The organism is Solibacillus silvestris (genome assembly GCF_051967575.1).
Lineage (GTDB): Bacteria > Bacillota > Bacilli > Bacillales_A > Planococcaceae > Solibacillus > Solibacillus silvestris_B.
In genome coordinates, this window is the sequence record NZ_JBQCJW010000008.1 from 16,736 (window position 1) to 39,278 (window position 22,543).

The window sequence follows — 22,543 nt, forward strand, 5'->3', positions numbered from 1 at the left end:
CGCTTAGTCTTCTTTACGTAATCCTAAACCAAGCTCTTCTAACTTATGCTTAACTTCTTCAAGAGACTTACGACCAAGGTTTCGCACTTTCATCATATCGTCTTCTGACTTATTCGCTAATTCCAGCACCGTGTTGATACCAGCACGCTTTAAGCAGTTGTAAGAACGAACAGAAAGATCAAGCTCTTCGATAGTCATCTCTAATACTTTTTCTTTTTGGTCTTCTTCTTTTTCGACCATGATTTCAGCAGTTTGTGCCTCGTTCGTCATGCCTACGAAGATATTTAAGTGTTCAGTTAAAATTTTCGCTCCAAGTGAAATCGCCTCTTTAGGACCGATGCTTCCATCTGTCCATACATCAAGTGATAACTTGTCGTAGTCAGAATTTTGTCCAACACGAGTGTTCTCTACTTGGAAGTTGACGCGTGAAACTGGAGTGTAAATAGAGTCGATCGGGATCACGCCGATAGGAAGATCCTCACGTTTGTTTTGATCAGCAGGAGTATAACCGCGGCCACGCTGTGCGTACATACGCATACGTAAATGACCGTTTTTAGCGATTGTTGCGATATATAAATCAGGGTTTAAAATTTCTACATCACTGTCATGTGTAATGTCAGCTGCAGTAACCGTTCCGTCACCCTTTACATCAATCTCAATAACTTTTTCTTCGTCAGAGTAGATTTTTAAAGCCAGCTTTTTCACGTTTAAGATGATTGAAGCAACATCTTCCACAACGCCTTCTACAGTTGAGAATTCGTGTAGCACGCCGTCAATTTGAATTGACGTTATAGCAGCTCCAGGTAATGAAGACAGAAGGATACGACGTAGAGAATTCCCCAAAGTATTACCATAACCGCGTTCAAGCGGTTCTACAACAAACTTGCCGTATTTGGCATCTTCGCTAATCTCCACTGTTTCAATCTTTGGTTTTTCAATTTCGATCATTCCAATTTACCCTCCTTCAAAACATCTAATGTATAGGTTCTTATCATCATAGTTGTTAATCTGAGTTAGACTATAAAATGCACAAGACTTTTGTACAAAGTAACATGATGTACGTAGGAGTAATTATACCCCTAAGCTGCACCCATTACACACGACGACGTTTTGGCGGACGGCAACCGTTATGAGGAACTGGAGTAACGTCTTTAATAGCAGTTACTTCTAATCCAGCAGCTTGAAGTGCACGTACTGCAGCTTCACGACCTGAACCAGGACCTTTAACTGTTACTTCAATGTTTTTTAAACCATGTTCCATTGAAGTTTTTGCAGCTGTTTCAGCAGCCATTTGAGCTGCGAATGGAGTTGATTTACGTGAACCACGGAAACCTAAAGCACCAGCTGAAGACCAAGATAATGCGTTACCTTGCATATCAGTGATCGTTACGATTGTATTGTTGAATGTAGAACGGATGTGAGCAACACCAGATTCGATGTTCTTTTTCACACGACGTTTACGAGTTTGTTGTTTACGAGCCATGTTAAGAAGGAACCTCCTTTACTTAATTATTTTTTCTTGTTCGCTACAGTCTTACGAGGACCTTTACGCGTACGAGCGTTGTTCTTCGTATTTTGACCACGAACTGGTAAACCACGACGGTGACGGATACCACGGAATGAAGCGATTTCCATTAAACGTTTAATGTTTAAAGAAACTTCACGACGTAAATCACCTTCAGTTTTGTATGAATCTAATTGTTCACGAATTTGGTTTAATTGATCTTCTGTTAAGTCTTTAACGCGAGTATTTTCGTCAATACCTGCACCTGCTAATACTTTTTGAGAAGTCGTTTTACCAATACCGTAAATGTAAGTTAATGAAATTACAACGCGTTTGTCGCGAGGAATATCAACACCAGCAATACGTGCCATTCGTTAGTGCACCTCCTTGATTAATTATCCTTGTTTTTGTTTGTGTTTAGGATTTTCACAGATTACCATTACTTTACCGCGTCGGCGAATTACTTTACATTTTTCGCAGATCGGTTTCACAGATGGTCTCACTTTCATCTAACCTAACCTCCTTAATAGTCCGGAGTGCAAAAGATTATTTAAAACGGTATGTGATACGACCGCGAGTTAAATCATAAGGAGATAACTCAATAGTAACCTTATCTCCAGGTAGGATACGGATAAAGTGCATACGAATCTTTCCAGAAACGTGTGCAAGCACAGTGTGCCCATTTTCTAATTCTACCTTAAACATCGCGTTTGGCAAAGTCTCAACAACTGTCCCTTCGACTTCAATTACATCGTCTTTCGCCATCTTCCAAGTCTCCCTTCTATATGCTATTATCAAAAAACTCATGCGAGCTCTTGCAACTGTTTCTCCTATTTAAGAAGCAACTCGTTTCAACATATGTTTTGGATTGCATGAGAGATGTACAAGTAAGACGCTCGTCTGGTTTCGCTTCACACAATCCATGGAAACAGTATCCTATAAGGAACCGCATCCCTTATGTTAACACGATAGCCGGAATGTCTTGATGAGAGATTCATACCCGTTACACAGATGCTTCCACGAAACCCATTATACGTTACAAAGATTTCATCACACGAATTAAGTGCTCAACCTTTATAGTATATACCGGGCACAATATGCTTTTGCAACTCTCAAAAAATTATGTTTCGTTGTTGCCTCCGCATGACTCCCGCGGAAGCTGTCTAGCGCCCGGACGGATATCAGCTGCGGCTGCCCTGCAATAGAGCATCAAGATCAGCAAATACTTTAGAAATTTCTTGCTGTCCATTAATATTTGTAAGTACTCCCTTTGCTTCATAGAAATCAAGTAAAGGTTGTGCTTGGTTCATATTTACTTCCAGACGGTTTGCAACAGTGTCAGGATTATCATCCGCACGTGTGTATAACTCGCCGCCATCTTTATCGCATTTGCCTTCCTCTTTTGGAGGATTGAACACTAAGTGATAAGATGTGCCGCAAACTTTACAAATACGACGACCACTTAAACGTGCGATCAATTCATCTTTTTCAACTTGAACATTAATTGTATGCTCAACTGGACGACCTAATTCATCAAGAATGCTATCTAAAGCTTCTGCTTGAGGAACTGTACGCGGGAATCCATCTAATAAGAATCCTTTTTCACAGTCCGCTTGTGAAAGACGTTCACGAACAATGCCAATCGTTACTTCATCCGGCACTAATGCGCCTTGATCCATAAACGATTTTGCCTGTAAACCTAATTCTGTGCCTTCTTTAATAGCGGCACGGAACATATCGCCTGTAGAAATATGAGGGATTGCGTACTTCTCAACAATTTTGTCAGCCTGGGTACCTTTGCCGGCACCTGGAAGACCCATTAAAACGATATTCATACGTAATGCTCCCCCTTTATAGCATAAGCCGGCAAGGAAACGAAAAATGTTTCCTAAACCTGCATTATTTCATAAAGCCTTTATAATGGCGTTTCACTAATTGGGACTCTAACTGTTTCATCGTCTCAAGCGCAACACCAACTACGATAATCATACTTGTTCCCCCGATTTGAGCCGAAGCTGGCAGGTTCATGAAGTTAATGAATAAAACTGGCATTACTGAAATGACTACTAAGAATAAAGCACCAACAAATGTTAAACGATAAAGAACTTTTGTTAAGTAAGCTTGTGTGTCATTGCCTGGGCGAATACCCGGGATATAGGCACCTTGCTTTTTCAAGTTGTCTGCCACATTTTCCGGATTCACCTGAATGAATGCATAGAAATATGTGAAGGCAACGATTAATGTACCATATATAATCATACCAATTGGATTCGAAAAATCGAATATTTTGATAATCCATGCAGTTACATCATTTTGGCCAAAGAATGTAGCCAGTGTTCGAGGTGTTACTAGGAACGCTGATGCGAAGATTACCGGAATAACCCCTGCAGCATTTACTTTTAACGGTAAATGCGTTTGCTGTGCACCAACCTTAGGTGAATTCCCAGCAACTCGTTTTGCGTACTGAATTGGAATTTTACGCAACGCTTGTTGAATGTAAATAACTCCAACTATAACAGCAAGCAGCACTAAAACCAATAAAGCTAAGATAGCAATATTAATGAATAATTGATCTCCCGCTCCCTCGATTTGTTGTGCATAAATTTGGTTTACTGCATTAGGAATCGCAGCTACGATACCAGCGAAGATAATGATGGAAATACCATTACCGACACCATATGCAGTTATTTGTTCAGATAGCCACAATAGGAATGCTGTACCTGCAGTCAGCACGACAGAGATCGTTAAGTACGATTGGATACTAGTATCAGTAATCAATGATCCGCCATAAAATTGGTTAAACCCGAAGCTCATCGCGAAAGATTGAATAAATGCTAATATAATCGTGAAGTAACGAGTGAATTGAGCAAGTTTGCGTCGCCCGACATCACCTTGTTTCGCCCATTCTGCAAACTTAGGAACGACATCCATTTGGAGCAACTGGACAATGATTGAGGCTGTGATGTACGGCATAATCCCCATCGCGAAGATCGAGAAGTTTGCCAATGCACCGCCGCCAAACGTATTAAGGAAACCTACTAAGCTAAACTCATCAGTTGCCTTTAATACATCCGCGTTAACATTTGGTACCGGGATGAATGTCCCGATACGAAAAATGATTAACATTAAAAGTGTAAAGATGATTTTATTTCGTATATCTCGAACGCGCATAAAGTTAGAGATTGTCTGAAACATTAGATCACCTCAGTTGTTCCGCCAGCGCTCTCGATTGCTTCTTTTGCTGAAGCTGAGAATTTGTGAGCTTTTACATTAAGCTTAACGCTTAAAGTACCATGACCTAGAATCTTGATTCCGGCTTTTTCGTTGCTCACGATACCAGTTTCTAATAATAATGCAGGTGTTACTTCTGCACCATCTTCAAAACGGTTTAACGCATCAAGGTTAACGATAGCGTATTCTTTACGGTTAATGTTCGTAAAGCCACGTTTAGGTAAACGACGGAAAAGTGGGTTTTGACCCCCTTCAAATCCTGGGCGAACGCCGCCGCCAGAACGAGCGTTTTGACCTTTATGACCTTTACCAGAAGTTTTACCGTTACCAGAACCGATACCACGACCAACGCGGTTACGTACTTTACGTGAACCTTCTGCTGGTTTTAACTCATGAAGTTTCATTTGGGTGGCACCTCCTTGTTCGTATAATTGAAATTAAATTTCTTTAACAGTAACTAAGTGAGCTACTTTTGTAATCATCCCACGGATAGCAGCATTATCTGCTTGTTCCACAGTTTGGTTTAATTTACGTAATCCTAAAGCCTCAACAACTTTACGTTGGTTCGGTTTAGTACCGATGACAGATTTATTAAGGGTGATTTGTAATTTAGCCATTATAATTCCCCCCTTATCCTAATAACTCTTCCACTGATTTACCGCGTAGTTTTGCTACCTCTTCTGCGCGTTTTAATTCAGTTAAACCTGCTACAGTTGCACGCACCATGTTGATTGGTGTGTTTGAACCAAGAGATTTTGAAAGAATATCAGTAATACCAGCTAGTTCTAGTACAGCACGTACCGGACCACCAGCGATAACTCCTGTACCAGGAGCTGCAGGTTTGATTAAGATTGAACCTGCACCGAAGCGACCTTGCACTAAGTGTGGAGTAGTTCCACCCACGCGTGGTACTTCGATTAAGTTTTTCTTCGCGTCTTCAACAGCTTTACGGATTGCATCTGGAACCTCTTGAGCTTTACCAGTACCGAATCCTACATGACCGTTTTTATCTCCTACTACTACTAGAGCAGAGAAGCGGAAGCGACGACCACCTTTAACAACTTTAGCAACACGGTTAATTGTAACTACGCGTTCTTCAAGTTCTAATTTGTTTGCGTCAATGCGACTCATGAAGTATGTCCCTCCTTCTTATTAAAATTCTAAGCCGTTTTCACGTGCAGCTTCAGCTAAAGCTTTCACACGTCCATGATATAAGTAACCGCTACGGTCAAATACCACAGAAGCAATATTTTTTTCAGCAGCGCGTTTAGCGATTGTTTCACCGATTTTAGCAGCAGCTTCTACGTTTGAGCCCATACCTTCGAAAGCTTTTTCTTGAGTATTAGCAGAAACTAAAGTTACGCCAGCTACATCGTCGATTAGTTGTGCATAAATGTTCTTATTAGAACGGAATACGTTTAAACGAGGACGTTGTGCAGTACCCGAAATTTTAGAACGAACACGCCCATGACGTTTTTTACGAACTTGATTTTTGTCTTGTTTCGTAATCACAGAGGTCACTCCTTTCTAGATTAATGCGATTTTAGGCCGCATTATTTACCTGTTTTACCTTCTTTACGGCGAACGAATTCACCTTCGTAACGAATCCCTTTACCTTTGTATGGCTCTGGTGGACGTACGTCACGGATGTTAGATGCTAATGCACCAACACGCTCTTTAGAAATACCTTTAACGATGATTTTCGTGTTTGAAGGAACTTCGATCTCTAAACCTTGCTCTGGTGTAAACTCAACTGGGTGAGAGTAACCAACGTTCAATACAAGTTTGTTGCCTTGTAATTGTGCACGGTAACCTACACCGATAAGTTCTAGAGAGCGAGTGAAACCTTCAGAAACACCTGTTACCATGTTAGCTAATAACGCACGAGTTGTACCGTGGTTAGTGCGGTGTTCTTTAGACTCAGAAGGGCGCACAACAGTAATGATGTTGCCTTCTTGCTCGATTTTCATATCTTGATGGAATTGATTAGTTAATTCGCCTTTAGGACCTTTAACGATAACAGTGTTGTCGGCACCGACTTCAACTGTTACGCCAGCAGGTACCTCGATAACTTTTTTACCTACGCGAGACATATATATTGCACCTCCGTTCTTTTCTTACTAATTACCAAATGTATGCTAAGATTTCTCCGCCAACTTGTTTAGCGCGAGCTTCTTTGTCAGTTAATAAACCATTTGAAGTTGATACTAAAGCGATACCAAGACCGTTTAATACTTTTGGTACTTCATTTGTTTTAGCATATACACGTAAACCTGGTTTAGAGATACGTTTAAGACCAGTAATTACGCGCTCGTTATCTTTACCGTATTTTAAGAAGATACGGATGATACCTTGCTTGTTGTCTTCTACATATTCTACGTCACGTACGAAACCTTCACGCTTTAAGATTTCAGCGATTTCTTTCTTCACGTTAGAAGCAGGAACTTCTAACTTCTCGTGACGTACCATGTTCGCATTACGAATGCGTGTAAGCATATCTGCAATCGGATCAGTCATTGTCATGAAAATTTACCTCCTTCCCAAATTAGGGGATTACCAGCTGGCTTTTTTAACGCCAGGAATTTGTCCCTTATATGCAAGTTCACGGAAACAAATACGGCAAAGTTTAAATTTGCGGTATACAGAGTGTGGACGACCACAGCGTTCACAGCGTGTATATTCTTGTACTTTGAACTTTTGTTTGCGTTGTTGTTTAACAACCATTGCCTTTTTAGCCAAGTTTTTCGCCCTCCTTGTTTAAATTACTTTTGGAACGGCATACCGAACTGTGTTAATAACTCGCGAGCTTCTTCGTCAGAATTCGCAGTAGTTACGATCACGATGTCCATACCGCGTACTTTTGAAACTTTATCGTAATCGATTTCTGGGAAAATTAATTGTTCTTTAACACCTAATGTGTAGTTACCGCGACCGTCGAATGCTTTTTTAGAAACACCGCGGAAGTCACGTACACGTGGAAGTGCGATAGAGATTAATTTATCCAGGAACTCATACATACGCTCACCGCGTAATGTAACTTTAGCACCGATCGCTTGACCTTCACGTAGACGGAAACCTGCGATAGATTTTTTCGCTTTAGTTACAACTGGTTTTTGACCAGTGATTATAGTTAATTCTTCAACAGCTACATCAAGAGCTTTAGAGTTTTGAACAGCGTCACCAACACCCATGTTGATTACGATTTTGTCCACTTTAGGCAATTGCATAACTGATTTATATTCGAACTTGCTCATTAGAGCAGGTGATACTTCGTTTAAATATTTTTCTTTTAGGCGGCTCATGTGTATACCTCCCTTCTCAATTTACTTATTAGTCGATTACTACACCTGATTTTTTTGCAACACGAACTTTTTTGCCATCTTTGATCTCATAACCTACACGAGTCGGCTCGCCAGATTTAGGATCGATTAGCATTACGTTCGAAACGTGGATTGCAGCTTCTTGAGATACAATTCCACCTTGTGGGTTAAGTTGGTTAGGTTTAACGTGTTTCTTAACGATGTTTACACCTTCAACAAGAACGCGGTCCTGTTTTGGGAAAGCAGCTAAGATTACGCCTTCTTTACCTTTGTCTTTACCAGTAATTACTTTTACTTTGTCGCCCTTTTTAACATGCATTATGTGTCGCACCTCCTTGATTGGTACTGTCATGTAAATCACATTTGCCAGGGCAAATGTGCGCCCAGATTTTTTCGAGCCTGCTCGAAAATAACAATTAAAAATCTGTGGCATCCGCCGGGGCTTTAATTTCAACGAAATTAAAGAACTTCTGGAGCTAAAGAAACGATTTTCATGAAGTTGCCATCACGTAATTCACGTGCAACTGGTCCGAAAATACGAGTTCCGCGTGGTGACTTATCATCTTTGATAATTACGCAAGCATTTTCATCAAATTTAATGTAAGTACCGTCTTTACGACGTGCACCTGATTTTGTGCGAACGATAACAGCCTTAACAACGTCACCTTTCTTGACAACGCCACCTGGTGTTGCTTTCTTAACTGTACAAACAACGATATCACCGATGTTTGCAGTTTTACGTCCAGAACCACCAAGTACTTTAATAGTTAAAACTTCACGTGCACCTGAGTTGTCAGCAACTTTCATACGACTTTCTTGTTGAATCACTTAGGTTACCTCCCTTCGGAAATATATTGTATTCCGAAATGTGTTATTAAATAATAACCGCTTTTTCTACAACTTCAACTAAACGGAAGCGTTTAGTAGCTGATAGCGGGCGAGTTTCCATGATACGTACGATATCACCGATATTCGCAGTGTTTTGCTCATCATGAGCTTTAAACTTTTTCGAGTATTTTACACGCTTGCCATAAAGCTTGTGCTTTTTGTGAGTTTCAACTAAAACAGTAATTGTTTTATCCATTTTGTCTGAAACAACACGGCCCGTGTAAACTTTGCGTTGGTTACGCTCAGTCATACTTAAAACCCTCCTTTATCAGTTATTTGCACTGATTTCTCTTTCACGAATCACAGTTTTCATACGTGCGATCGCTTTGCGAACTTCACGGATGCGAGCTGTGTTTTCTAATTGACCAGTCGCCAATTGGAAGCGAAGGTTGAAAAGCTCTTCTTTCAGTGATTTCACTTTTAATTCGATTTCAGAAGTGGCAAGGTCACGGATTTCATTAGCTTTCATTAGATTCACCACCAGTTTCTTGACGTTTTACAATCTTACATTTAACAGGAAGTTTATGTGATGCTAAACGAAGTGCTTCACGTGCGATCTCTTCAGATACACCAGCGATTTCGAACATTACTTTTCCTGGTTTTACTACTGCTACCCAACCTTCAGGAGAACCTTTACCAGAACCCATGCGGACTTCTAGAGGCTTTTTCGTATAAGGTTTATGTGGGAAGATTTTAATCCAAACTTTACCGCCACGTTTCATGTAACGAGTCATTGCGATACGAGCAGATTCGATTTGACGGTTAGTAATCCAAGATGCTGTAGTAGCTTGTAAGCCCCACTCACCGAAAGTTACTTCTTTGCCGCCTTTCGCTTCTCCGCGCATGTTACCACGGTGTTCACGACGATATTTTACGCGTTTAGGTAATAACATATTATTTGCCTCCTTCCACAGAGTTCTTTTTAGTAGGAAGGACTTCACCACGGTAGATCCAAACTTTAACGCCTAGTTTACCGTAAGTTGTGTCTGCTTCAGCATGTGCATAATCAATGTCAGCACGTAATGTATGAAGAGGAACAGTTCCTTCGCTATAGTGTTCAGCACGCGCGATATCAGCGCCACCTAAACGACCAGATACTTGTGTTTTAATACCTTTTGCACCAGCGCGCATTGTGCGTTGGATAGATTGTTTTTGAGCACGACGGAATGATACGCGGTTCTCAAGTTGACGAGCGATGTTTTCAGCTACTAATTTAGCGTCAAGATCTGCACGTTTGATTTCAATGATATTGATATGCACACGTTTACCAGTTACATCAGATAAATGTTTACGTAAGTTTTCTACTTCCGTACCACCTTTACCGATTACCATACCTGGTTTCGCAGTGTGAATAGTGATGTTCACGCGATTTGCAGCGCGTTCGATTTCTACTTTAGATACAGATGCATCTTTAAGTTTCGTTTCGATATATTTACGTACTTTGATGTCTTCGTGTAATAAGTTTGCGTAGTCTTTCTCAGCGAACCACTTTGACTCCCAGTCACGAATAACACCAACACGTAGTCCTATTGGATGTACTTTTTGACCCACGGATTAAACCTCCTTCTTCTCAGATACCACAACTGTAATGTGGCTTGTACGTTTGTTGATTGCCGATGCGCGACCTTGTGCACGTGGGCGGAAACGTTTTAATGTTGGACCTTCATCAACAAAGATTTCAGATACAACTAAGTTATTAATATCTAACTCGTAGTTGTGTTCAGCGTTAGCAACTGCAGATTTTAATACTTTCTCAACGACTGGAGACGCCGCTTTTGGAGTATGACGTAAAATTGCAACTGCTTCACCAATTTGCTTGCCTCGGATTAAGTCTACTACTAGACGTACTTTACGAGGAGCGATACGAACTGTACGAGCGATAGCTTTAGCTTGTGTCATTAGGATTTACCTCCTCTCAAAATTAGCGTCTTGTTTTCTTGTCATCTGCACCGTGACCTTTATAAGTACGTGTCGGTGCGAACTCACCAAGTTTGTGACCTACCATATCTTCTGTCACGTATACAGGAACGTGTTTACGTCCATCATATACAGCGATTGTTAAACCGATGAAGTTTGGGAAGATAGTAGAACGGCGAGACCAAGTCTTGATAACTTGTTTTTTCTCAGAAGCCTCTTGTGCTTCCACCTTTTTCATTAGGTGGTCATCAACAAAAGGTCCTTTCTTTAAGCTGCGACCCATTTAGGAACCTCCCTCCGTGATACGACCACGGCTCTCGAACTGAACCGTAGTTTTACCACATTATTTTTTACGTCCACGAATAATAAATTTAGATGATTTATTTTTCTTGCTACGAGTTTTGTAACCAAGAGCTGGTTTGCCCCATGGTGTCATTGGAGATTTACGTCCGATTGGAGAACGTCCTTCACCACCACCGTGTGGGTGATCGTTAGGGTTCATTACAGAACCACGTACAGTTGGGCGTTTACCTAACCAACGAGAACGACCTGCTTTACCGATGTTGATAAGTTCGTGTTGCTCGTTACCAACTTGACCGATTGTTGCACGGCAAGTAGCAAGGATTAAACGTACTTCACCAGATTGTAAGCGAACGATTACATACTTACCTTCACGACCTAATACTTGCGCAGAAGTACCAGCTGAACGTACTAATTGTCCACCTTTGCCAGGTTTCATTTCGATGTTATGGATTGTAGTACCCATTGGAATATTTGCTAATGGTAAAGCGTTACCTACTTTGATGTCCGCTTCTGGACCTGAATGAATAGTTTGACCTACTTCAAGACCTTTCGGAGCTAAGATATAACGTTTTTCACCGTCAGCGTAGTTAATTAAAGCGATGTTCGCAGAACGGTTTGGATCGTACTCGATTGTAGCAACGCGTCCTGGAATGCCGTCTTTAAGACGTTTAAAATCGATAACACGGTATTGTTTCTTGTGACCGCCACCGTGATGACGAACAGTAATTTTACCCTGGTTGTTACGACCAGCTTTGCGTTTAGTCGGTTCTAATAAAGACTTTTCAGGTTTATTAGTAGTAATTTCAGCAAAGTCAGATGATGTCATGTTACGACGACCATTTGAGGTTGGCTTATACTTTTTAATCGCCATTTGTATTCCCTCCTTCTTTAAGGTTACTTATATAAATTTGAAATTAGATTTCGAATAATTCGATTTCTTTTGAATCAGCAGTTAATTTAACAATCGCTTTACGACGTTTGTTTGTGTAGCCGCCGAATTTACCAACGCGTTTGAACTTACCTTTGTAGTTCATTACGTTTACTTTCTCAACTTTAACACCGAAGATTTCTTCAACAGCGTCTTTAACTTGAGTTTTGTTAGCGCGAGTGTCTACTTCGAAAGTATACTTTTTCTCTGCCATAATTTCTGAAGAACGCTCAGTAATGACCGGACGTTTTAAGATATCACGTGCTTCCATTATCCAAGCACCTCCTCAACTTTTTTTACAGCATCTTGAGTGAATACAACTTTATCGTGACCTAAAAGATCAAGAACGTTGATTCCAGAAGCTGTTAACACTGTAACACCTGGGATGTTACGTGCAGATAAAATAGCGTTTTCGTTAATTTCAGCAGTTACGAATAATGCTTTTTTACCGATTTCCAATGCAGCTAATACTGCTTTGAAATCTTTTGTTTTTGGTGCATCAAATGTTAATGCATCAAGCACTACTAAGTTTTGCTCTAATACTTTCGCAGATAAAGCAGACTTAATCGCTAAGCGGCGAACTTTCTTAGGTAGTTTGTAAGCGTAGCTACGTGGAGTAGGACCGAATACAATACCACCGCCACGCCATTGTGGAGAGCGGATCGAACCTTGACGAGCACGACCAGTTCCTTTTTGGCGCCATGGTTTACGACCACCACCAGCAACTTCTGAACGGTTTTTAACTTTGTGATTACCTTGACGTAAAGATGCGCGTTGAGCAACAACTGCGTCGAATAATACAGCTTCGTTTGGCTCGATTCCGAAAATCGCATCGTTTAATTCGATTTCGCCAACTGAAGCACCTGTTTGACTAAGTACTGAAACCTTTGTCATTCCTGTTTCCTCCTTTCTTTAAGAGAATTATTTTGATTTAATAGCAGTCTTAACTGTTACTAATGCTTTTTTAGAACCAGGAACATTACCTTTAACCAATAATAGGTTACGTTCAACATCAACCTTAACGATTTCAAGGTTTTGGATTGTTACAACGTTGCCACCCATTTGACCAGGTAATTTCTTTTGCTTGAATACGCGGTTCGGAGCTACTGGACCCATAGAACCAACACGACGGTGATAACGAGAACCGTGAGACATAGGACCACGAGATTGTCCATGACGCTTAATAGCACCTTGGAAACCTTTACCTTTTGTTACACCTGTTACATCGATTACATCGCCTTCAGCGAAAATTTCAACCTTGACTTCTTGACCAACTTCGTAAGTCGCAGCTTCTAAGTTGCGGAACTCACGGATGAAGCGCTTAGGAGCAGTATTTGCTTTTGCTACGTGACCTTGTGCAGGTTTGTTGGCAAGCTTAACGCGCTTGTCCTCGAAACCTAATTGGATCGCTTCGTAGCCATCAGTTTCAACAGTTTTCTTTTGTAAAACTACGTTTGGAGTAGCTTCGATTACTGTTACTGGGATAAGATCTCCGTTTTCAGCGAAAACTTGAGTCATACCAATTTTTCTACCTAAGATTCCTTTAGTCATTTGTCACACCTCCTGTTAAATTTAAGAAAAGTTTTATATTTGTTTTTACCATTAAAGTTTGATCTCGATATCAACGCCAGATGGTAAATCAAGCTTCATTAACGCGTCAACAGTTTGTGGTGTCGGGTTAACGATGTCGATAAGACGTTTATGTGTGCGCATTTCAAATTGCTCACGAGAATCTTTGTACTTATGAACCGCACGTAAGATCGTGTATACAGATCTTTCAGTTGGTAGTGGGATCGGACCCGATACTCCAGCACCTGAACGTTTCGCAGTTTCAACGATTTTCTCAGCAGATTGATCAAGGATACGGTGATCATACGCTTTTAAACGAATACGAATTTTTTGTTTTGCCATTACTTTCCCTCCTTCTCGCCTATTTTCTAGACATTCTCCACGAAAATTTCTCCTACACACCGCCATGGCAAAGCGGCCGGGTGTGTCGGCAACCTCTCGCTTCATCGCAGTCAAAGACCAACATTCAACATTATATACAATAAAAAAGAAGTTCGCAAGTCTTTTAGCAAAATTCTTTTTAATAATGTTTTATTCTTTATTATTTAAGTTCGCTCTTTTTTTGAGCCGTTATCTAGTATATAAGAGTATGAACTTGAAAGCAACAGAAAAGGGATGAATATGCCTAAAATAAATTATTCTGAAAACGATAGCGGCAAAGAAACAAAAAGTCGTCGCCTTCAATTTGCTGAAGGTGACGACTATATTATAGGAAGAAAACGACTGCAAGCCATCCAAAAATCACTTGCGGTATATTGTAGAATACGAATGTTGGAACACATGTATCCCAAATATGATTGTGCTGACCGTCCACATTCAATCCTGCTGTCGGGCCCAATGTGGAATCAGACGCAGGTGAACCCGCATCTCCCAGTACCCCCGCTGTGCCTATTAAGCAAATAATCGCTAAATCGCTTAATCCTAATTCCATTGCTAATGGCACGAAAATCGCCGCAATGATTGGAATTGTCGCAAATGAGGAACCAATACCCATCGTTACGATCAAACCTACTACAAGCATCACGAAAACCGCTATACTCACATTGCCGCCAAATAGTTCCATTGCATTTGCCACTAGCGGCTCTACATCTCCTGTAGTATTTATTACAGCAGAGAAGCCATTTGCGGAAATCATAACAAAGCCGACAAACGCCATCATACGCATACCATCAGAAAGTACATTATCCGCTTCTTTCCATTTTAAAGCGTCTGTTGCATACAAAATTATAATCCCGACAAGCGAACCGATAATCATGGACCCTGTAGGAATTTGCACGGCAAGTGATACGACTAGTGCAATCACCGCAAAAATGATATTGCGTGTTTTCATTTCTTTTTCTAATTCATTCGTATTTTCCACTTCAACTTGCTTGTACTTGCGCGGTTTGCGGTATGCGATAAATGCTCCTGCAAGCCCTGCAGCCATTCCTAATGCAACAATGGCCATCGCTTTCGGAACATCCTGCATCGCAACTTCAAGTCCTGCAAGCCCCATCTGTGTCACGATGAGATCCTGGTAAATTAAACCGAATCCCGCCGGTATGAACATATACGGCATAATCAAACCAAACGTTAAAATACATGCGATTAAACGGCGATCAATTTCCAGCATATTCATTAGCCGGATCATTGGCGGTACAATTAACGGGATAAAGGCGATATGCACCGGGATCAAATTTTGAGACATTATCGCAAGCGCCAATAGTACGAGAAAAATGAGCGCTTTTGCCAACCCTTTTTTCTGTGAATCCCCTTCACGCTGTACTAGCTTCAAAATTGCTTTAACTAGTACTTCGGGAATTCCTGTACGGGAAATGGCCAGTGCAAAACCTCCGAGCATTGCATAGCTGAGCGCAATCGTTGCACCACTTCCTAGTCCTCCGACAAATGCATCAATTGTAGCTTTAATATTTAAGCCGCTCGCCAGTCCCCCGGCAAGGGCGCCAATTGTTAGTGACAAAACGACATTTATACGCAGCAGGCTTAAAACGAGCATAATTCCTACCGCCACTAAAACAGCATTCATGTTGTACACTTCACTTTCGTATGCTAAATTACTAATGTGTTAAAGTTACAAGAAAAAGAATGCTTCGTCAATGCAAAAAACCATCAATTTTTTTATAATTGACGGTTTTTCAGCATTATAACGCTTGTTTAATCACTTTTTTGTAATATTTAAGCGATAGCAGAGCAAAGACACTATATAGCGCAATATAAAGCGCCATCGTTATTACTAATGGTGTTACAAGTTCATTCCCGAATAGGAACCATCCTGATTTTACCGCAAAATAGCTGTGCAGGAGCCCGATTAAGAGCGGGACACCGAAATTGAAGAGTTGTTTAACTACAATACCCCGCATAATTTCCTGCTGTGTGAACCCAATTTTGCGTAAAATCATATAAGAAGCGGTTTCTTCATCTGCTTCAGACATTTGTTTGAAGTACAAAATGCTTCCTGTCGCCAATAAAAACGCTAAACCTAAAAAGGCTGTCGTGAAAATCATGATACCGAACGAATTCAAATTGCTTTGAGTCATGGCGTACAATGAGCTGATTTTACTCAAGTTTTCGCCTAGCTCTGCCTTGTAATAAATATTCGCACCCGTTTGTTTATAAAGCTTTTCCACCTTTTTATATGTTTCGTCCGATGCATCTACCAAATTAATCGATGTTTGCTGCTTTGGCGTCGCCTCAGTTCCTACATCATAAACTTTATTTAGCTGCTGGAATTTTTCAAACAGGGCATCTTCTACAACAACATTAAACCCTCCCCCAGTAATGCGCCACGCCAATACAGATTCTTCGTCTACCTGTTTGACTCTGACCGGGAACTTTTCCTCTTCATGCAGCAGCGTCAAATTAAAACGCTCTTCCAGCGGGAGCATATTTGCCATAACCCCGTTGTAGGAAGAAATAATTACTTCACCATCCTTCAACTGCAAATCCGGCTGTAATTGCTTGTATTGGGATAATGGGATTACAGTTGTCTCGCTGACCGTTTCTCCTTGGAATATTTGCACAACATCCGTCGGCAAAAACTCCGCTAAATCTATTTGTGCATTCGTAATGTCAAAATGATTCGTTTCATAGCTGATTCCCTCTTCATCAAGCTTCTTTAAAAATGCGGCTTCACGTCCATCGACCGCAATATAATCCGCCGGCACTTGGTCATACGCAGAGCTCTTCGCTGAATAATAGCTAATATAAGATAAAGTGGTAATCGCCAAGGAAACCGCAGTCAGCACCGTAATAAGGGTCAATGATTTCGCATTGCCTTTCATGCGGTGCATAATCGGTGTCACCGCCAGCACATCCGCCAAATTCAAATGCCCTTTTTTCCCTAAACGCACTAAATTCAGCAAAAACGATACCGAGTAGCGGAACACTAAATACGTGCCGCCAATCGTAGTCACTAAAATAATGATCATGACCAAGAAAAGATCCTGGCCTGTTTCCGGGGAAAATAGCTTTGTGCTTTTGTAATAGCCGTAAATGATAAGCGCCAGACCAAGCGCACCAACAATCATCGGAAGCGCGCTAAAACGTTTTACGCGTTCATCTGCTTGCTTTGAAGCATTGAACAGGGACAAAAGCGTCGTGCGTCCGACGATGATTGCCATCTGTCCTAAAATAATGACGAGTAAAATACCGAATGTTAAAAGGGTATTCACAATTGCGACTTTGCTGAATGTCATTGATACAACCGCATCGAACTGTAAAATTTTCAATAAAATCATTGCAAATAAACGGGAGCTTAATAATCCAGCCATCATCCCTATTGCCACGGCACCGACAAATAGCAGAATATTTTCAAATGCAATTAAGCGGATGACCAACCCTTTTGTCATACCGATAAGTTGGTAAAGGCCTATTTCTTTACTGCGGCGCTTAATAAACAAATGATTCGCATACAGTACAAAAAACAGCACGATGAAATACAGCATATAAGAAGCGGCTTCAAACCCTGCTGCAGCTGTCCCGCTTGCTTTTGTCGCTTCCATAATCGATTCATTGAATTGCAGTGTCACGAACGAGAAAAATAGCGTCACACTAAAAATAAGCGCAAAAAAATACAAATAATAATGCTTCATATTTTTTTTCATACTTTTCAATACGAGCTGACTAAGCTTCACTGTGCTCACCGCCTAAAACACTTTGCGTACTTAGAATTTGCTGGAAGAAATCAGTGCGTGATTTATCCCCTTTATATAGTTCTGTATAAATTTGCCCGTCCTTTAAAAACAAAACACGGGAACAGAAGCTCGCTGCGACGGCATCATGTGTAACCATCATAATCGTAGCCTTTTTAGTCTGATTAATTTTCGATAAATTATCGAGTAAAGCAGTAGCCGACTTTGAATCAAGCGCTCCTGTCGGCTCATCCGCAAACACTAAAGAAGGATTTGAAATAAGTGCCCGCGCCGCTGATGTGCGCTGTTTTTGCCCGCCTGAAATCTCATTTGGATATTTCGATAAAATATCCGCTATCCCCAATATCGACACGAGCTCCTGCAGCCGCTTTTCACCCGCTGCCTTTGGAATGGAGCTAAGTGCTAATGGAAGCAGTATATTTTCTTTTACAGTCAATGTGTCAAGCAGATTATAGTCCTGGAATATGAAGCCGAGCTCATCGCGGCGGAATTTTGCCAATGCCCGCTCCTTCATGCCTTGAAGCTTTTGCCCGTTGATTTCCACGAAGCCGTCCGTCACTTGGTCAATCGAACAAAGTACATTCAGCAATGTCGTTTTCCCTGAACCTGAAGGACCCATAATGCCTACAAATTCACCTTTTTCCACTTCTAAATCAATGCCCTTTAAAACTTCCTGTGTGAGCATGCGTTTCCCATATGTTTTTCGGACTTTACGTGCGATTAATATACTCATTGATTCCACCCTTTCTTGTTGTTTCTTATTTTACACGCTCTGCTTGAAGGAATCGTTCGTTTTACATGACAAAAACGCTCGGTAAGTGACAAGTTCGTCACATTCCTAGCGTTTTCATATAAGCATTCATTTTGGGGAAAGTGATCTTTGCGTTTGTGCCTATCCCCTCTGTTGATTCGATTGCTAAAAGTATGTGGAGGGAATCCGCCGCTTGCTTTGCCAAATAGAGCCCCATCCCTGTAGCTGCACTTGTCTCCCGCCCGATTGTTCCTGTATACGATTTACGAAAAATACGCGGCAAGTCTTCGCGCTTAATGCCAATACCGTCATCGTGGATTTGCAGGACGATCTGTTCCTCGATAACAGCAGTCGATACTCTTATTTCTCCCCCGACTTCACTATATTTAACCGCATTCGATAAAATTTGGCGTATAATGAAGCTCAGCCACTTTGCATCTGTCTGTACTGTTACATCAACAAATTCCAGCTCGATTGCAATATGCTTTTCAAAGCACCAGCTGCGCAATGCCTTTATCTCTTGTATAAGTATATTTTTCAGTTGCACTTTTTCCATTCGATTGTCCATTTCGATCGTCATAAGACGTGTCGCATGGAGCTGCTGGTCCAACAATAAATATAGCCGAAGCCATTCATTTTCGATGCGTTCCTGTAGATCAGTCTGCTCAACTTTTTCTATGAGCAATTGCAGTGCGGTTAATGGTGACTTCATTTCATGGACCCATGCTAGAAGCTCGTCCTGGCTCTCTAAAACAATTAATTTCTGCTCCTGTATTTGTGCATGCTTTTTAGCCAATTGTTCCTCGTAATCTTCCTGAACAGCCGCCAAATAATCACCGTCGCGTCCTTTGTACACTTTCATCCTTGCCTGATCCCTCATATAGCGCCAACTAAAATAACACATACCGAGAACAAACCACACAATATTCACATAGATAATTGAAATTCCTTGGAAACCACTATCTAAAAATAAAATTAAATTCAGCGTTAATTGGAGCGCTATTATAAATAGTATGAGCGAAAAATACTGTCTTAAAAATAGCTTCATCATAAGTCCGCCGCCATATAGCCAAGCCCTTTTTTCGTCAAAATGACTTCCACTAAACCTATATCCTCCAAGCGCTGGCGCAGCCGATTCACATTGACCGTCAATGTATTGTCGTTAACAAAACGCTCATCATCCCACAGTTTGCGCATCAGCTCATCGCGTGACACAATCTGCCCTTTCGCTTTTACGAGCACTTTTAAAATGAACAGCTCATTTTTCGTCAATTCAACTTGTTCGCCATTATAGTGGACAATCGCCCGGTCATAATGAATTTCCGCACCGCCCCACTTTTCTAGATCACTTTGCATCGGTTCTTGATAATTGTAGGCACGGCGCAGCAAAGCCTGGACTTTTGCAATCAACACTTCCATATGAAATGGCTTTTGCACGAAATCGTCCGCCCCCATTTGCATTGCCATGACCATATCCATCGGGTGATCACGCGACGAAAGAAACAAAATCGGCACATTGGAAACCGCCCGTATTTCACGGCACCAATGGAAACCGTCAAATGCGGGTAGCTGTATATCTATCATCACAAGCTGCGGCTTCTTGTCAGCAAATACGTCCATCACTTGCTGAAAATCTTTCGGTCCGCTTACATTGATTCCCCATTGCCCAAAACGTTCTTCGATAAGTTCGAAAATTGCCTGATCATCTTCAATCAATAGGATATTCACGTTTTATCCCCTCCTATTCATATTATTATACATAAATTGGCTGTTTGCCATATGCTATAATCAGTTCAATGATATATGTGGGGTGATAGGCATGGACATTCGACAAATAGAATATTTCGTGGAGGTGGCAAAACATTTAAGCTTCACAAAAGCTGCCGCCAATCTACACGTTTCACAGCCTTCCATTAGTAAAGCCATTCAAAACATCGAGGCGGAATTAGGGGTCTCGCTTTTTTACCGCTCGTCCAAACAGCTGGAATTGACAGATGCCGGGGAAGCGGTGCTTGTAAATGCTCTCCAAGTGCTTGAATCCTTCCAGAATTTGCGTTCAGAGCTAACCGATTTAATGGAGCTGAAAAAGGGGCAAATCCGAATCGGCATTCCTCCAATTGTCGGAGCCGAGTTTTTTTCGAAACTCATTAGCCATTATAAAGAACAATTTCCGTATATTGAAATAGAATTGACGGAAGTGGGGACTAAAAAAATCCGCCAGGAAATCGATGGAGGGGAGCTTGATATCGGATTAGTATGTAGTGTGAATTCATCGAATGAATCTTTGGAAACGATCCGATTTTTAAAAGATCCGTTAGTCTTGATCGTACATGAAAGTCATCCTTTAGCAACAAAGGAATCCATACAGCTAAGTGATTTGGCGAACGAGACTTTTATTATTTACCGAAAAGATTTTATCTTATATGACCGCATTATCGAGGAATGTTCAAAAAACGGTTTTTCTCCTGCGATTGCCTGTGAAACAACCCAAAAAGATTTATTTATCGAAATGGTTCAGGCAAAATTGGGCATCGCACTCCTTCCGGAAAAGCTTGCCGAAAAAATTACGTATACTTCGATCAAACATATTCCTTTTCAAGAGAAGTCAATCTATCTTGAACTAGGGATCACCTGGAAGAAAAATAAATACTTGTCTTTTTCCGTACGGGAATTCATTAAACTAGCACATGAATTTGTTTCAAAATAAAAAAGGTTGCCTAGAATTTCTAGGCAACTATAATTTATTTGCATACTCATTTAACTGAGCAGACATTCCTTGAATTTCCTTTACAAAATCCGAAACTTGTTGAATGGATTCGCTTTGTGATGTTCCAACAGCGGAAATTTGAATGATAGAATTTGCGATTTCCTGTGTTGCCTCATTTATTTCGGCCATTATATCTCTTATTTTTTGTGTGGATTCAATTGTTTCTTTCGAGAACTTTCGTATTTCTGTTGCGACCACTTCAAAGCCTTTTCCTTTTTCACCTGCACGGGCAGCTTCGATTGCTGCATTTAAACCGAGCAAGTTCGTTTGGTCTGCCATGCGTTTTAACAATGTTAAAATATCCGAGGTCTGTTGGACATTCTTTTTAGCTTGCATTGATTGATTCAATAACTCATTTGCTGATTCTATCAGTCTTATAGAACCTTCCGCAATACTGCTGATTTGTTTATTCGCCTCTGTTAAAGATCCGGTCATCGCTTTGGATATATTTACTAGCTCCGAATGCTTGCGTACTTGGACAGCCATTCCCCCTATCAGTTTACCTGCTCTATCATATAATGGTGTCGCTGTACCGATAAATTCAAAGCCATAATAATCGGCCGGTACAACAGCCTCTAAACGGCGATGTTTCTTCAATGCGATCATTAACGGCTCTTCATAATACAAATGTTGACCAGCTCGTATTTTCAGGTCTAAATTTTTCGCCGGAAAATAGGCTGCAAACTTCTCCAGATCGCAAACCGCGATTGATAGGTCTGTTGAAATGGCTTCTTTCATAATCGGTATCATTGAAATAAGCGCATCTAAGGAATCAATTTTGTTTAACATGTATAACTCTCTTCTTTCGTTGTTACTATATTATGCTATTATACAGTTTTTAATCTGAAATAAGTAAATTTATATTAATTTGCGGCGCGTAAAGAACAAAAGTGCTAAAGCGCCCGTTCAGCTCCAAGTGAGCAAAACGCCGCGTCCTTGTAGCATGCCCCCAATGATTCAAATCGTGTGAGCCGCAAGACTAGGGGCCCGACGCAAAAGTAAACGCTTCACCATTTTTGCAAAGGGCACTGAAAAACTACGGCTATTAAAAATCCAGTTTTATTTTTAATAACAGCCCTCTCTTGCATGGAAATGAATTCACTTTTGCGGATAGGGTTTATGGCTCCTAATTTAGTATTGAAGAAATAAGCGGAGATTTTCCGGTTATGCAAAGGAAAATCCTCCATTTCCATGTTTTTTTGGTCAATAGGCGG

34 protein-coding genes and 1 pseudogene are annotated in these 22,543 nt (G+C 40.9%); 1 reads left to right on the forward strand and 34 read right to left on the reverse strand.

The annotated features are described in order from the left end of the window. Positions 1 to 3: 3 nt before the first annotated feature. The 33 genes from ACTHOQ_RS07100 to ACTHOQ_RS07260 all read right to left on the reverse strand — a co-directional run bounded on the left by ACTHOQ_RS07100 (position 4) and on the right by ACTHOQ_RS07260 (position 20,290). Positions 4 to 948, reverse strand: a complete 945-nt coding sequence (locus ACTHOQ_RS07100) for a DNA-directed RNA polymerase subunit alpha (protein ID WP_440495119.1) — start codon at positions 946 to 948, stop codon at positions 4 to 6. A 145-nt stretch (positions 949 to 1,093) separates the two neighbouring features. Next, a complete protein-coding gene (gene rpsK, locus ACTHOQ_RS07105) occupies positions 1,094 to 1,483 on the reverse strand; it encodes a 30S ribosomal protein S11 (protein ID WP_008406718.1) in 390 nt (129 codons plus the stop codon). Positions 1,484 to 1,509: 26 nt separating this feature from the next. Beyond that, positions 1,510 to 1,875 carry a 30S ribosomal protein S13 gene (gene rpsM, locus ACTHOQ_RS07110; protein ID WP_440495122.1) on the reverse strand — a complete coding sequence of 122 codons (366 nt, stop codon included), beginning with the start codon at positions 1,873 to 1,875 and terminating at the stop codon, positions 1,510 to 1,512. Between the two features lie 24 nt (positions 1,876 to 1,899). After that, on the reverse strand, positions 1,900 to 2,013 hold the full coding sequence (gene rpmJ, locus ACTHOQ_RS07115) for a 50S ribosomal protein L36 (RefSeq protein ID WP_000868344.1): 114 nt from the start codon (positions 2,011 to 2,013) through the stop codon (positions 1,900 to 1,902). Between the two features lie 37 nt (positions 2,014 to 2,050). Beyond that, positions 2,051 to 2,269, reverse strand: a complete 219-nt coding sequence (infA, locus tag ACTHOQ_RS07120) for a translation initiation factor IF-1 (RefSeq protein WP_016839390.1) — start codon at positions 2,267 to 2,269, stop codon at positions 2,051 to 2,053. A 416-nt stretch (positions 2,270 to 2,685) separates the two neighbouring features. After that, positions 2,686 to 3,339 carry an adenylate kinase gene (locus tag ACTHOQ_RS07125; protein ID WP_440495126.1) on the reverse strand — a complete coding sequence of 218 codons (654 nt, stop codon included), beginning with the start codon at positions 3,337 to 3,339 and terminating at the stop codon, positions 2,686 to 2,688. 64 nt (positions 3,340 to 3,403) lie between these two features. Further along, positions 3,404 to 4,699: a preprotein translocase subunit SecY gene (gene secY / locus ACTHOQ_RS07130; RefSeq protein WP_440495128.1), complete on the reverse strand. Its 1,296-nt coding sequence runs from the start codon at positions 4,697 to 4,699 to the stop codon at positions 3,404 to 3,406. Then, complete coding sequence (gene rplO / locus ACTHOQ_RS07135; RefSeq protein ID WP_440495129.1) at positions 4,699 to 5,139, reverse strand: 50S ribosomal protein L15; 441 nt, start codon at positions 5,137 to 5,139, stop codon at positions 4,699 to 4,701. Before rplO ends, secY begins: the two co-directional genes overlap by 1 nt. A gap of 33 nt (positions 5,140 to 5,172) precedes the next feature. Continuing rightward, positions 5,173 to 5,352, reverse strand: a complete 180-nt coding sequence (rpmD, locus tag ACTHOQ_RS07140; protein WP_008406936.1) for a 50S ribosomal protein L30 — start codon at positions 5,350 to 5,352, stop codon at positions 5,173 to 5,175. Between the two features lie 13 nt (positions 5,353 to 5,365). Further along, on the reverse strand, positions 5,366 to 5,866 hold the full coding sequence (rpsE, locus tag ACTHOQ_RS07145; RefSeq protein ID WP_251690860.1) for a 30S ribosomal protein S5: 501 nt from the start codon (positions 5,864 to 5,866) through the stop codon (positions 5,366 to 5,368). Between the two features lie 21 nt (positions 5,867 to 5,887). Then, a complete protein-coding gene (gene rplR / locus ACTHOQ_RS07150) occupies positions 5,888 to 6,247 on the reverse strand; it encodes a 50S ribosomal protein L18 (RefSeq protein WP_440495130.1) in 360 nt (119 codons plus the stop codon). 41 nt (positions 6,248 to 6,288) lie between these two features. Next, the gene (gene rplF / locus ACTHOQ_RS07155; protein WP_440495131.1) at positions 6,289 to 6,828 is read right to left on the reverse strand and encodes a 50S ribosomal protein L6; all 540 of its coding nucleotides are present in this window, start codon (positions 6,826 to 6,828) and stop codon (positions 6,289 to 6,291) included. 31 nt (positions 6,829 to 6,859) lie between these two features. Beyond that, the gene (rpsH, locus tag ACTHOQ_RS07160; RefSeq protein ID WP_079523480.1) at positions 6,860 to 7,258 is read right to left on the reverse strand and encodes a 30S ribosomal protein S8; all 399 of its coding nucleotides are present in this window, start codon (positions 7,256 to 7,258) and stop codon (positions 6,860 to 6,862) included. Between the two features lie 30 nt (positions 7,259 to 7,288). Further along, positions 7,289 to 7,474, reverse strand: a complete 186-nt coding sequence (locus tag ACTHOQ_RS07165) for a type Z 30S ribosomal protein S14 (RefSeq protein WP_079523481.1) — start codon at positions 7,472 to 7,474, stop codon at positions 7,289 to 7,291. A gap of 23 nt (positions 7,475 to 7,497) precedes the next feature. Further along, complete coding sequence (rplE, locus tag ACTHOQ_RS07170) at positions 7,498 to 8,037, reverse strand: 50S ribosomal protein L5 (protein WP_440495134.1); 540 nt, start codon at positions 8,035 to 8,037, stop codon at positions 7,498 to 7,500. 28 nt (positions 8,038 to 8,065) lie between these two features. Further along, positions 8,066 to 8,374, reverse strand: a complete 309-nt coding sequence (gene rplX, locus ACTHOQ_RS07175) for a 50S ribosomal protein L24 (protein ID WP_057986278.1) — start codon at positions 8,372 to 8,374, stop codon at positions 8,066 to 8,068. 140 nt (positions 8,375 to 8,514) lie between these two features. After that, on the reverse strand, positions 8,515 to 8,883 hold the full coding sequence (gene rplN, locus ACTHOQ_RS07180) for a 50S ribosomal protein L14 (protein WP_008406955.1): 369 nt from the start codon (positions 8,881 to 8,883) through the stop codon (positions 8,515 to 8,517). Between the two features lie 46 nt (positions 8,884 to 8,929). Continuing rightward, on the reverse strand, positions 8,930 to 9,193 hold the full coding sequence (gene rpsQ, locus ACTHOQ_RS07185) for a 30S ribosomal protein S17 (protein ID WP_079523483.1): 264 nt from the start codon (positions 9,191 to 9,193) through the stop codon (positions 8,930 to 8,932). Between the two features lie 18 nt (positions 9,194 to 9,211). Next, a complete protein-coding gene (rpmC, locus tag ACTHOQ_RS07190) occupies positions 9,212 to 9,412 on the reverse strand; it encodes a 50S ribosomal protein L29 (protein WP_004233646.1) in 201 nt (66 codons plus the stop codon). Beyond that, entirely contained in the window at positions 9,402 to 9,836 is a 435-nt protein-coding gene (gene rplP, locus ACTHOQ_RS07195) for a 50S ribosomal protein L16 (protein ID WP_066542810.1), read from the reverse strand. Before rplP ends, rpmC begins: the two co-directional genes overlap by 11 nt. Before the next feature lies 1 nt (position 9,837). Next, positions 9,838 to 10,494 (reverse strand): 30S ribosomal protein S3, encoded by a 657-nt coding sequence (rpsC, locus tag ACTHOQ_RS07200; RefSeq protein WP_440495137.1) that lies wholly within the window; start codon positions 10,492 to 10,494, stop codon positions 9,838 to 9,840. 3 nt (positions 10,495 to 10,497) lie between these two features. Next, complete coding sequence (gene rplV / locus ACTHOQ_RS07205) at positions 10,498 to 10,842, reverse strand: 50S ribosomal protein L22 (RefSeq protein ID WP_340777383.1); 345 nt, start codon at positions 10,840 to 10,842, stop codon at positions 10,498 to 10,500. Between the two features lie 22 nt (positions 10,843 to 10,864). Continuing rightward, the gene (gene rpsS, locus ACTHOQ_RS07210; RefSeq protein WP_004233637.1) at positions 10,865 to 11,143 is read right to left on the reverse strand and encodes a 30S ribosomal protein S19; all 279 of its coding nucleotides are present in this window, start codon (positions 11,141 to 11,143) and stop codon (positions 10,865 to 10,867) included. A gap of 60 nt (positions 11,144 to 11,203) precedes the next feature. Further along, complete coding sequence (rplB, locus tag ACTHOQ_RS07215) at positions 11,204 to 12,034, reverse strand: 50S ribosomal protein L2 (RefSeq protein ID WP_440495139.1); 831 nt, start codon at positions 12,032 to 12,034, stop codon at positions 11,204 to 11,206. Positions 12,035 to 12,077: 43 nt separating this feature from the next. Next, on the reverse strand, positions 12,078 to 12,362 hold the full coding sequence (rplW, locus tag ACTHOQ_RS07220; protein WP_008406966.1) for a 50S ribosomal protein L23: 285 nt from the start codon (positions 12,360 to 12,362) through the stop codon (positions 12,078 to 12,080). Further along, positions 12,362 to 12,985 (reverse strand): 50S ribosomal protein L4, encoded by a 624-nt coding sequence (gene rplD / locus ACTHOQ_RS07225; RefSeq protein ID WP_440495140.1) that lies wholly within the window; start codon positions 12,983 to 12,985, stop codon positions 12,362 to 12,364. Before rplD ends, rplW begins: the two co-directional genes overlap by 1 nt. Before the next feature lie 27 nt (positions 12,986 to 13,012). Further along, positions 13,013 to 13,642, reverse strand: coding sequence for a 50S ribosomal protein L3 (gene rplC / locus ACTHOQ_RS07230; protein WP_440495141.1), 630 nt, complete (start codon positions 13,640 to 13,642; stop codon positions 13,013 to 13,015). 51 nt (positions 13,643 to 13,693) lie between these two features. Next, the gene (gene rpsJ, locus ACTHOQ_RS07235; RefSeq protein ID WP_008406970.1) at positions 13,694 to 14,002 is read right to left on the reverse strand and encodes a 30S ribosomal protein S10; all 309 of its coding nucleotides are present in this window, start codon (positions 14,000 to 14,002) and stop codon (positions 13,694 to 13,696) included. Positions 14,003 to 14,366: 364 nt separating this feature from the next. Next, complete coding sequence (locus tag ACTHOQ_RS07240; RefSeq protein WP_440495142.1) at positions 14,367 to 15,686, reverse strand: Na+/H+ antiporter family protein; 1,320 nt, start codon at positions 15,684 to 15,686, stop codon at positions 14,367 to 14,369. 115 nt (positions 15,687 to 15,801) lie between these two features. Then, complete coding sequence (locus ACTHOQ_RS07245) at positions 15,802 to 17,793, reverse strand: FtsX-like permease family protein (protein WP_440495143.1); 1,992 nt, start codon at positions 17,791 to 17,793, stop codon at positions 15,802 to 15,804. Then, positions 17,783 to 18,544 (reverse strand): ABC transporter ATP-binding protein, encoded by a 762-nt coding sequence (locus ACTHOQ_RS07250; protein ID WP_440495144.1) that lies wholly within the window; start codon positions 18,542 to 18,544, stop codon positions 17,783 to 17,785. The genes ACTHOQ_RS07245 and ACTHOQ_RS07250 overlap by 11 nt, the downstream gene beginning before the upstream one ends. Before the next feature lie 97 nt (positions 18,545 to 18,641). Further along, positions 18,642 to 19,613: a sensor histidine kinase gene (locus tag ACTHOQ_RS07255; protein ID WP_440495146.1), complete on the reverse strand. Its 972-nt coding sequence runs from the start codon at positions 19,611 to 19,613 to the stop codon at positions 18,642 to 18,644. Further along, a complete protein-coding gene (locus ACTHOQ_RS07260) occupies positions 19,610 to 20,290 on the reverse strand; it encodes a response regulator transcription factor (RefSeq protein ID WP_440495148.1) in 681 nt (226 codons plus the stop codon). Before ACTHOQ_RS07260 ends, ACTHOQ_RS07255 begins: the two co-directional genes overlap by 4 nt. A 91-nt stretch (positions 20,291 to 20,381) precedes the next feature. On the opposite strand from ACTHOQ_RS07260, the gene ACTHOQ_RS07265 reads away from it, so the two are divergent. Next, positions 20,382 to 21,269: a LysR family transcriptional regulator gene (locus ACTHOQ_RS07265; protein ID WP_440495149.1), complete on the forward strand. Its 888-nt coding sequence runs from the start codon at positions 20,382 to 20,384 to the stop codon at positions 21,267 to 21,269. Between the two features lie 227 nt (positions 21,270 to 21,496). Here the strand turns inward: ACTHOQ_RS07265 and ACTHOQ_RS07270 are convergent. After that, positions 21,497 to 22,118, reverse strand: a pseudogene (locus tag ACTHOQ_RS07270) (methyl-accepting chemotaxis protein); the annotation flags it as partial. Between the last annotated feature and the right edge of the window lie 425 nt (positions 22,119 to 22,543).